The 10,099-nt window shown below is 33.2% G+C and carries 12 protein-coding genes; 3 read left to right on the forward strand and 9 right to left on the reverse strand.

Annotation, left to right across the window (positions count from 1 at the left end; translation table 11 throughout):
* From ACOYLP_RS08260 to ruvX, 5 genes are all read right to left on the reverse strand, one after another.
* Positions 1-1,240, reverse strand: a 1,240-nt coding sequence (locus ACOYLP_RS08260) for an APC family permease (protein WP_422855705.1), incomplete at its 3' end; no start/stop codon positions are given.
* Between the two features lie 116 nt (positions 1,241-1,356).
* Positions 1,357-2,130, reverse strand: a complete 774-nt coding sequence (gene mazG, locus ACOYLP_RS08265) for a nucleoside triphosphate pyrophosphohydrolase (protein ID WP_422855706.1) — start codon at positions 2,128-2,130, stop codon at positions 1,357-1,359.
* Between the two features lie 80 nt (positions 2,131-2,210).
* Positions 2,211-2,690 carry a DUF5606 domain-containing protein gene (locus tag ACOYLP_RS08270; RefSeq protein WP_422855707.1) on the reverse strand — a complete coding sequence of 160 codons (480 nt, stop codon included), beginning with the start codon at positions 2,688-2,690 and terminating at the stop codon, positions 2,211-2,213.
* A 55-nt stretch (positions 2,691-2,745) separates the two neighbouring features.
* Positions 2,746-3,333 carry a peptide deformylase gene (gene def, locus ACOYLP_RS08275; RefSeq protein ID WP_422855708.1) on the reverse strand — a complete coding sequence of 196 codons (588 nt, stop codon included), beginning with the start codon at positions 3,331-3,333 and terminating at the stop codon, positions 2,746-2,748.
* 30 nt (positions 3,334-3,363) lie between these two features.
* Positions 3,364-3,780, reverse strand: coding sequence for a Holliday junction resolvase RuvX (ruvX, locus tag ACOYLP_RS08280; RefSeq protein ID WP_422855709.1), 417 nt, complete (start codon positions 3,778-3,780; stop codon positions 3,364-3,366).
* Between the two features lie 86 nt (positions 3,781-3,866).
* Here ruvX and ACOYLP_RS08285 point away from each other — a divergent pair, with 86 nt between their 5' ends.
* Positions 3,867-4,682: a 2,3,4,5-tetrahydropyridine-2,6-dicarboxylate N-succinyltransferase gene (locus ACOYLP_RS08285; protein WP_422855710.1), complete on the forward strand. Its 816-nt coding sequence runs from the start codon at positions 3,867-3,869 to the stop codon at positions 4,680-4,682.
* Positions 4,683-4,708: 26 nt separating this feature from the next.
* Here the strand turns inward: ACOYLP_RS08285 and ACOYLP_RS08290 are convergent, their stop codons facing one another.
* Genes ACOYLP_RS08290 through ACOYLP_RS08305 form a run of 4 tightly spaced genes read right to left on the reverse strand, consistent with a single transcriptional unit; the run spans position 4,709 to position 8,685 of the window.
* Positions 4,709-5,824, reverse strand: a complete 1,116-nt coding sequence (locus tag ACOYLP_RS08290) for a glycosyltransferase family 4 protein (RefSeq protein WP_422855711.1) — start codon at positions 5,822-5,824, stop codon at positions 4,709-4,711.
* Between the two features lie 38 nt (positions 5,825-5,862).
* Positions 5,863-7,014 (reverse strand): polysaccharide pyruvyl transferase family protein, encoded by a 1,152-nt coding sequence (locus ACOYLP_RS08295; RefSeq protein WP_422855712.1) that lies wholly within the window; start codon positions 7,012-7,014, stop codon positions 5,863-5,865.
* 24 nt (positions 7,015-7,038) lie between these two features.
* Positions 7,039-7,851, reverse strand: coding sequence for a glycosyltransferase family 2 protein (locus tag ACOYLP_RS08300; protein ID WP_422855713.1), 813 nt, complete (start codon positions 7,849-7,851; stop codon positions 7,039-7,041).
* A 21-nt stretch (positions 7,852-7,872) separates the two neighbouring features.
* Positions 7,873-8,685 (reverse strand): glycosyltransferase family 2 protein, encoded by an 813-nt coding sequence (locus tag ACOYLP_RS08305; protein ID WP_422855714.1) that lies wholly within the window; start codon positions 8,683-8,685, stop codon positions 7,873-7,875.
* A gap of 160 nt (positions 8,686-8,845) precedes the next feature.
* On the opposite strand from ACOYLP_RS08305, the gene ACOYLP_RS08310 reads away from it, so the two are divergent.
* Together ACOYLP_RS08310 and ACOYLP_RS08315 are read left to right on the forward strand one after the other, a co-directional pair.
* Positions 8,846-9,910: a glycosyltransferase family 9 protein gene (locus ACOYLP_RS08310; RefSeq protein ID WP_422855715.1), complete on the forward strand. Its 1,065-nt coding sequence runs from the start codon at positions 8,846-8,848 to the stop codon at positions 9,908-9,910.
* A 16-nt stretch (positions 9,911-9,926) separates the two neighbouring features.
* A partial coding sequence (locus ACOYLP_RS08315; RefSeq protein WP_422855716.1) for an L-threonylcarbamoyladenylate synthase occupies positions 9,927-10,099 on the forward strand: 173 nt, incomplete at its 3' end.

The raw sequence follows: 10,099 nt of genomic DNA on the forward strand, positions 1-10,099 counted from the left end.
ATGCAAAAGTAGCATAAGTTAATAACGCACCATATTTACCTGATGAACAAAGAATACAAGCCCAAATACATTGAAACCAAAGTGCTTTAGCCGGAACATCGTGTTTGTTTAATTCACCTGCACCTTTAAAGAACAAACTGTCTTTAGCCATAGCGTAAAATAATCTTCCACCTGATAAAATCAATCCGCTGTTACAACCAAATGTCGAAACCATAATCAATGCGGCCATTGCAAAAACACCAATGTTTCCCATTATCATATTGGCTGCAGCCGTACCTACTCTATCTTGAGCGGCGAACATAATTCCGTTATCAGTCACCGAACCTTCAAGAGTTCCATTTAATGGCAATAAAGCCAAATAAGCAATATTGGCCAAAATATAAATTACTGTAACTGTCAATGACCCTAGAAACAAACTTCTCGGAATATTCTTTTTTGGATCTTTGATTTCCCCGGCAATAAAAGTCACATTATTCCAAGCATCACTAGAAAACAATGAGTTAATTATTGTGGCTCCAATAGCTCCGGCCAATGCAATTCCGGTAAGTTTTGTAACTGTTACGGTTTTTGTAGTTTCATCTAAAACCGTTTTGCTTGCTTCCCATGTATTAGAAAAATTATTGGAAAAAATGTCAGTATGGAAACCAATATACAATCCAAAAGCAATTAATGCAAACAGCGCAATTAACTTGGCTGAAGTAAAAACCAACTGAATTGTTTTTCCGTTTTTGATTCCTTTGGTGTTGATATAGGTTAGTAAAACGATACAAAGCATAGCCAAAACTTGACTGTTTTTAAAAACAAAAAAGTCTCCTACCTTAAAAATTTCCTCCTGCAAAACCGGAAAGAATACGGCAGTATAATTGGCGAATGTAACGGCAACTGCTGCAATTACACCAGTCTGAATTACGGTAAAAACCGTCCAGCCATACAGAAATGAAGCCAGTTTTCCGTAAGCGCGTTGAATATAAACAAATTGCCCACCTGCAGTTGGCATCATTCCTGCCAATTCGCCATAGCTTAATGCTGCCGACATGGTCAATAATCCTGTGATTACCCAAGTTATTAAAATCCATGCGGCCGAACCTAAATCGCGTGCCATATAAACGGTTACGACAAAAATTCCGGAACCTATCATGGAACCCGCGACGATGCTAGTCGCATCTATTAATCCTAACGAACGCTTTAAATGGTGACCCGAGCCCTCTGGGCGAACTGACGTAGTATTTTCTTTTAACATGCTTTGGTTAATTGGTTGGTTAGTTTTTCAAATATAGTAAAATAGATTAAAGGCAAAAGGGATAAGGGATAAGGGATAAGCCAAAAAAACTGCTAACTGAATCTCCTATCTAAATTCTACAACTTTTTAGCTTCGTTCCAAAAAACATCCATCTCTGCCAAAGTCATATCCATTAATGGTTTTCCGAGTTCACTGGCTTTGCTTTCAAGATACATGAATCGCTTCATGAATTTTTTATTGGTACGTTCCAAAGCATCTTCGGGATTTACTTTTAGAAATCGGGCATAATTAATCATCGAGAATAGCACATCACCAAATTCGGCTTCTATTTTGTCTTGATTACCTATTGCAACTTCGTCTTGCAATTCCTGTAATTCTTCCTGCACTTTGTCCCACACCTGATGCGGTTCTTCCCAATCGAAACCAACTCCTTTTACTTTGTCCTGAATTCGGCTGGCTTTTACCAATGCAGGTAAACTTTTAGGAACACCTTCTAACACTGATTTTTTACCTTCTTTGAGTTTTAGTTTTTCCCAGTTTTGTTTTACTTCTTCTTCATCGGCTACGACAACATCACTGTAAATATGTGGATGACGATGGATTAATTTGTCACAAATATCATTGCAAACATCAGCCATATCAAAAGCGCTGGTTTCACTTCCAATTTTGGCATAAAAAACAATATGCAGCAACAAATCGCCTAATTCTTTTTTTATTTCTTGCAAATCGTTATTTAAAATGGCGTCGCCCAATTCATAAGTCTCTTCAATAGTAAGATGACGTAAACTTTCGAACGTTTGCTTTTTGTCCCACGGACAGTTGGAGCGCAAATCGTCCATTATGTCAAGTAATCTGTTGAAAGCTTCCAATTGCTGTTGACGAGTATTCATTTTTTAGTTGTTTCTGTAAAAATAAAAAAACCTATCACTGAATTCAGCAATAGGATTTATATTTATTAGAAAGTAATTAACTATTTTTTGGTTTTAGGTGATGCTTGTTTTTTAGCCTTTACTTCTTCAACCACTTGTTCTTTTATTGCATCAGCGCTCTCCACTTTCGGCTCTTCTTTCGAAACCATTCCTTTTGCCTGAAGAATATTGTACCAATTTAATAACTTTTTGATATCAGAAGCATACACTCTGTCAGCATCGTAATCTGGTAAAATCTCTTGAAAATAAGCAATTAATTTGGTGTTATCTTCTTTATGTGAAACCGATGTTGGTCCTTCATCTTCTTTGATAGCAATAGCTCGCATGATTTCAACTAATGGTTTTTCCTCTGTATAAGTATACATTGATATTTCAGAAAGCAAGCTAACATTACTACTTAATCCCACTGTAATTTTTTTTCCGTCAAGTAATGATTCAGCTAAAAAGCCAGAACGGGTTTGCAATTTCAATTCAAATAATCCTGGTTTTCCGGCAATGGCTAATATTTTTTCTACGTTCATTTTTAATTTAATTTAGGGCACAAATATATTTAATTGTAAAGTTAATAACTGTCAATTATCTTCCTTTTTTATTTGCAAATTTCATTCTATAATCTGGGAAAGCTTTGCCATCCATAATGTTCTGTAACTTCTTTTTAATCAGTGTCTTTTTTAACATCGATATTTTATCAGTAAACAAAACTCCTTCGATATGATCATATTCATGCTGAATAACACGAGCAATTAAGCCATCGAAAACTTCTGTTTTTTTAATGAAGTTTTCATCACAATATTCAATGGTTATTCTTTCGTTTCGATACACATCTTCGCGAACATCAGGAATACTTAGGCATCCTTCATTAAAACCCCATTCTTTGCCGTCTTCAAGAATCATTTTTGCATTGATAAATGTCTTTTTGAAATTCTTTAATTGCAATTGCTCCTCCTTTGTCAAATCATTACTATCACTAAAAGGCTCAGTATCGATTATAAACAAACGAATGGGTAAACCAACTTGAGGGGCGGCTAATCCAACTCCATAAGCATTGTACATTGTATCATACATATTGTCAATAATGGCAGAAAGATTAGGATAGTTGGGTGTAATTTCTTCTCCAACTTGTCGCAAAACTGGTTCACCATAACCGTAAATAGGAATAATCATTTTTGATTTTTTTTTGCAAAAATAGGTAAATTAAATCATTTTTCGTGTTAGATAATCTTGAAGTAAAATGGTAGCCGCAATTTCATCTACCAATCCCTTATTTTGACGTTGCTTCTTTTTTAATCCGCTATCAATCATGGTTTTAAACGCCATTTTAGAAGTAAAACGTTCATCAACTCTTACTATTTGCATTTCAGGAAAAGCAGTTTTAAAAGCAGCAACAAATTTTTCAATAATTGGAGTACTTTCTGATGGTTCGCCATTCATTTGCTTTGGTTCACCAATTAATACTTTTGAAACATTTTCTTTTGAAAAATAAGTAGTTAAAAAAGCTATTGCGGTTTCGGATGGAATAGTAGTCAGGCCTGAAGCAATGATTTGTAACTCGTCAGTAACGGCAATTCCGGTACGTTTTATTCCGTAATCTATGGCGAGAATTCTTGACATTTGTTTTTATTTCAAAGTTACATTAAAAATCATTTAAATAAATAATTTAAAAAAAATGCAATTATCTTTGCTAAAATTCAAAATCCATGAACAACTTACAATCCATTATTGAAAATGCTTGGGATAACCGAGAATTATTAAAAGACGAAACTACCCTAAAAACAATTAGAGAAGTAATTGCATTACTTGATGCAGGAACTTTAAGAGTTGCTGAACCAACAACCAATGGTTGGCAAGTAAATGAATGGGTCAAGAAAGCCGTTGTGATGTATTTCCCGATTCAGAAAATGGAAACTTGGGAAGCCGGAATTTTTGAATATCACGATAAAATGTTGCTAAAAACCGGATATGCCGAAAAAGGAATCCGTGTAGTTCCTCCAGCAACAGCTAGATATGGCGCTTACATTTCTAAAGGGGTAATTTTAATGCCAAGTTATGTAAATATTGGTGCTTATGTTGATGAGGGAACTATGGTTGATACATGGGCAACCGTGGGAAGTTGTGCCCAAATTGGCAAAGATGTTCATCTTTCAGGTGGAGTTGGAATTGGTGGTGTTTTAGAACCATTACAAGCCGCACCAGTTATCATTGAAGATGGTGCTTTTATAGGTTCACGTTGTATTGTTGTTGAAGGTGTTCGAGTAGAAAAAGAAGCGGTACTTGGAGCTAATGTTTGTCTGACAGCATCAACAAAAATAATTGACGTCACAGGAAGCGAACCTAAAGAATATAAAGGTTATGTACCAGCTCGATCTGTAGTCATTCCGGGTAGTTATACCAAATCTTTCGCCGCAGGAAATTATCAAGTGCCATGTGCTTTAATCATTGGAACACGCAAACCATCAACTGATTTGAAAACATCGCTTAACAATGCTTTGAGAGAGTATGATGTAGCGGTGTAATCCGATAATTTTTTATATTATAAAATCTATGAACGTATTGCTTGTTTAGCAAGTTCATAGATTTTTTTTATTTGGTTTTCCTGGAGATAATTTTCAATGATATGGTTTCGTCCTTTGATACCCATTTCTTTTGCTTTTTCAGGATTTTCCAGAAGTTGAATCATAAAATCCGCCATTCCATCTTCATCTTTTTCAGGAACTAAAAACCCTGTTTCACCATGAATGACAGCTTGTTTTATACCTCCATGTAACGTGCTAACGACAGGAAGCCCTGATGCACTTGCTTCTAAAACACCTACCGGAGTTCCTTCCATATCACCGTTTGGAGCGGTAATGGAATGCTGAACAAAAGCTAAAGATGTTTTCATTAAATTAGAAACTTGTTCCGAATTAAGTATTCCGGTAAAAACTACTGAGTTATTTATATGCAATTCATCTACTAGTTTTTCACATTTTTCAAAAAGATCTGATTTTCCACCAACCATCACTAATTTTGTGTCCGGAAACTTTTGCAGCACTTTAAAAAATGCTTTTATAGTATGTAATGGTCCTTTTTTTTCTGTAAATCGACCTACTGCAATAAAATTCTTTCTCTCTACAGTACTCTCTTCAGGTTTAAATTTAGCAGAATTCACACCACACGGAATCACTCGTATTTTATCTTCATTTGCTCCTAAAGCTATCAATTTTTGCTTCATATCCTGAGAAACAGGAAGAATATAGGAAGCGTAGTCAAAAAGTTTTTTGTATTCGTTGCGGTATTCGTTTATCAGTTTAACATCTGTAGCATCATGCCCATGAAAAATAACAAGTAAAGGAATGTTCAGGCTTTTGCAAACAGGCATAAGATGTGAAGCCGGCATTCCGTAATTTGCCAAAACAACATCAATTTTATTATCGATAAGGTATTTTTTTACACTGTAATTCCCAAAGTAATTATTCCTTCCGACAAATCCTTTTAAAACTTTATGTAGCAGCCAGAATAACTTCGAATTCAATAATTTACCATCTTCCTTTTTTTCGGGAAGCCGTCCACTATAAATGGCATAAACTGCTGCCAGTTTTGAAAATTCAGCAATTTGGTCCCGAATAAAAGTTTCGGAGTACGCATTCCGACTCGAACGGGTAATACAAATACGCATAGTGCAATTTTATTGTGTTAAAAAATCAGTAGCTTAATTTAATTCATTCTCATTTTGTCTAAAAAGACATTTAACGAATTGATACTTTCCCCATGTACATGTAAAATAGTATCATAAACTGAATTACTCAAATCGCTGAAATCATTTAAAAAAGTATCAAATTTAGTTGCAACTTCTTCTGTTGTCTCATTAAAATCGACAGTATAATCTTGATAACCTAAATATTCGTAGCAATACTTACCTTTGATTTCATAGCTGATATTAAATGCAGGTGTGCCATTAATAAGAGAAAGTATACACATATGCAATCGGGTTCCAACAACAAAAGTATATCTCGAATTAAGCAAATCCATCAACTCAAAAAAAGTATAAAACTGAGAATCGACATTTACTCTATTTTGATAACTATCATTTTTCTTAATAATCAATTCTTTTATTATTGAAGCCGTTTTTGAGTCGTCGACATAATTCTCAACACCTTGACAGGTAGAAATAAACTCCACATCAAATCCTCTTTCCAATACCTTTTCAGCAATAGTCTGCATCATCTCATAATAAAGATTCATGTTTCTGTTGTCATGTTTCCATGAACGCACTGAGATGGCAACTAATTTTGAATTCTTGGCTGTTGATTTTCTTGGTTTTAAAAGAAAAGCAGCATCTTTTGTCTGTAATATTTTTGAACTTGGCAAGGCGGTTTCAGCACATATTCTGGAATAGTTATCTCTAACCAATAACATATCAATATTTTTTCCGTATTCAGATAAAAGATTGGTATCACGTTGATTTAAAGGCCCTATTGATTGTGAATAAACAGCTGTTTTTTTATTACTATTTTTGGCTGCTACTAATGGTAACAAACATTTTTTTAATCCGTAATACGAATTCATATAGCCACCCGGACTTCCAATATAAACGTCAAAATTTTTATAGTTATTATTTACAAAATAATTCAGTTTTAAAAAAAATCTTTTAAAAAAAGTAGCATTTACAGGAAGCTTATAATCCAACAATTCTCTTAGTAATGGAAGTTGTGGATATTTGCTTTTCAAGAATTTGTAATGAAAAGTTGCTATAGACACTTCGTAACCTTTATTTTCAAGAACCTGTAGCAATGCAACTACCAGAGCCATATCTCCGTTGTTGACAGCGTATGCGTTTGTTATTAAAATTCTATTTTTATTTGTCATAGATGTTGTTAATTACTTTTTATTTTATGGATGCTTAATTCCATAATTTGTCCAAACTGCCTTTTCGTTTTTCGTTTTTTCCCGTATTGCTTTGTTTTTCTCCCAGGTTTCTTTGTTGACATAACCACGTTTGTGATCCAAATGCACGCAAATAGCGGAATATCTAATTTGTTTTGACTTCAAGCCTTTATTAAATAGTCGCTCCCCAAGTTCTCGGTCTTGACCACCATATTGCATTTCCTGATTAAATCCATTAATTGCAAATAAATCCTTTTTCCATCCTGAAGCATTGTGACCATTCCAAGAAGCATTAGTTGGCGTTATAAAATTTAGGATTTTACTCAATAAGCCAAAAGTGATAAATTTAATGTTCTTAAAACTAGTTTTTAATCCTATTGATTTTAACCATTGCAAATCAAAACAACGCTGATAAATAATATCTTCTTTGGTAATGGCTTTTGAAATATCCATCGGCAATTTGTAATAACCGCCGGAAAGGAAATAACCTTCTTCTCTGTATTTCAAATGAACTTCAACAAAATCCTCTCTGGGAATACAATCACCATCAGTAAAAATCAAATAATCAGAATTGGAAGCTATAATCGCTTTGTTCAGAATTTGCGACTTTTGAAAACCATTATCTTCATGCCAAACATGGATTATCGGAATGGAAATTTCGGAACGTAATCTGTCAATTAATACTTTAGTAGCTTCTCGTGAACCATCATCGGCAATAATAATTTCAAAATATTTGAACGTTTGCACGCTAAAACCAATGATGGTTTTTTCGAGCCAATCTTCTGAATTATAAGTACTAAAAATAACGGATGCTGTCATGCTACAAAATTACATTTTATTTTAATGTTTATCTATTCCCGTTTCTATTCGGGTAATTTTATTCTTTTTATTGAATTTTCGAACTTCAAGATTATTGGCTACATTTTCGTCATTAGCATAACCTCGGGCATGATCTAAATGTAGGCAAATAGCACTGTAGCGAATTTGTTTTGAAAACAATCCCAAATTGAACAACCTCTCGCCCATTTCCCTGTCCTCACCACCATAATCCAACAATTCATTAAAACCATTTATGGCTAAAATATCCGATTTAAATCCGGAAGAATTATGGCCATTCCAAGAACGTTTTGTTGGTGTTACCCAATTCATAAAAGCAGTAAAATAGCGATTATGAACAAGTTTAGATATTTTAAAATTGAGTTTTAATCCTTGCTTTTTAAGCCACCAAACATCGAAACATTTTTGAGTAAGAATATCGTCATCCGTAATAGCTTTTGAAATCATCATCGGAAGTTTAAAATAACCGCCTGAAAGGAAATAACCTTTTTCTTTTTCTTTAAGGTGATTAGCAACAAAATCCTTCCTCGGAATGCAATCGCCATCAGTAAATAGTAAATAATCGGAATTCGATTTTAGAATGGCCTGATTAAGAATTTTACATTTTCTGAAACCTTTATCTTCATGCCAGACATGAAGAATCGGATATATAAATTTGTCTTTAAATGATTCTACGACTGCTTTTGTTTTATTAGTCGAGCCATCATCAGCAATGATAATCTCAAAATCATTTTCAGTTTGAATAGTATAGCCAAGCAACACCTTGTGCAACCATTCTTCTGAATTGTAAGTCGAGATAATTATAGACAACTTCATACTTCACAAACTTAAAGAAATAATTGGATTTTCAATTAAATATATATCATCCTTTTTGGATTTCAAAAAAACAATTTTTAACTTTTAATTTAGTTTCTTTGTGATTGTAAAAAAAAATTAAATCTCTACAAAAATTGACAGGTCTTAATTTATCTAACTTATGAAATTACTTGTAATCCAAATTAAAATGATTGGCGATGTTTTGGCGAGCACAGTAATTTGTGAAACACTAAAAAAAAATTATCATGACGCTGAAGTTCATTATCTAATTCAAAAAAATACTTATGCTGTTGTCGAGAATAATCCTTTTATTGATAAGGTGATCTTCTTTAATCCAAAACAACATAAAGGGCTTATTAACTTATATAAATTGGGAAATGAACTAAAAAAAGAAAATTATGAAATTGTAATAGATGCTTACGGAAAGTGGAGCAGTGTTTTACCAATGTTTTTTTCAGGGGCAAAGCATAGAGTAGGACGATATAAATGGTATTTTCATTTTATGTACACCGAAAAAATACGTTCACATTATTCAGTCAACGGAGCAGCCAATTCATTCAGACTCTTTTTAGCTCAAAAAGCATTAAAAAAAGAAATTGATATCATCTTTCCCAAAATTTATCTTACACAGGAAGAAATTTTAAAAGCAAAACTGGAAATTCAAAATAATTTTGATGCATCAAAACCCATTTTTATGATTAGTGTTTTAGGTAGCCAAAGGACAAAAAGCCTTCCACCTAAAAATATGGCTGAAATAATAGATAAAATTGCAGGATACAAAGATGTAAAATTGGTTTTTAATTATATTCCTAGTCAACTTAAAGAAGTAAAATTAATTTATGATTTATGCTTGCCTGAAACCCAAACCAAAATCAATATGTCTTACTATGCAAAAAATTTGAGGGATTTCATTGTGTTTTTATCACAATGTGACGCCTTAATAGGAAATGAAGGTGGAGCTACTAATATTTCAAAAGCAATTTCGATCCCGACATTTATTATATTCAGTCCCTGCATAAGAAAAGAATCCTGGGATATTTTGGATGATAGCAATAAAAATATCCATATTCATTTAAAAGATTATTATCCCGAAATTTATAAAAACCAGCATCCAAAAAAACTAAAAAAAAAAATAAATGTTTTGTATGACATGCTAAATTTATCTCTCTTTAAAGACAAATTGTTAGATTTTATAAATGAAATTACAATAAATTTCGAAAAATAAATTTTAAAAAACAACAATGGATGTAAATTCTGAAGTACACAACGCCTTCGAAGTCATAAAAAACGGCGGCATAATCCTTTACCCTACTGATACCGTTTGGGGAATTGGTTGTGATGCTACCAATGTGGAAGCAGTGAAAAAGATTTACGCTTTAAAACAACGAGATGATTCAAAAAGCATGATTGTGTT

It is taken from the genome of Flavobacterium sp., from assembly GCF_049318325.1.
In the GTDB taxonomy this organism is placed as follows: Bacteria; Bacteroidota; Bacteroidia; order Flavobacteriales; family Flavobacteriaceae; genus Flavobacterium.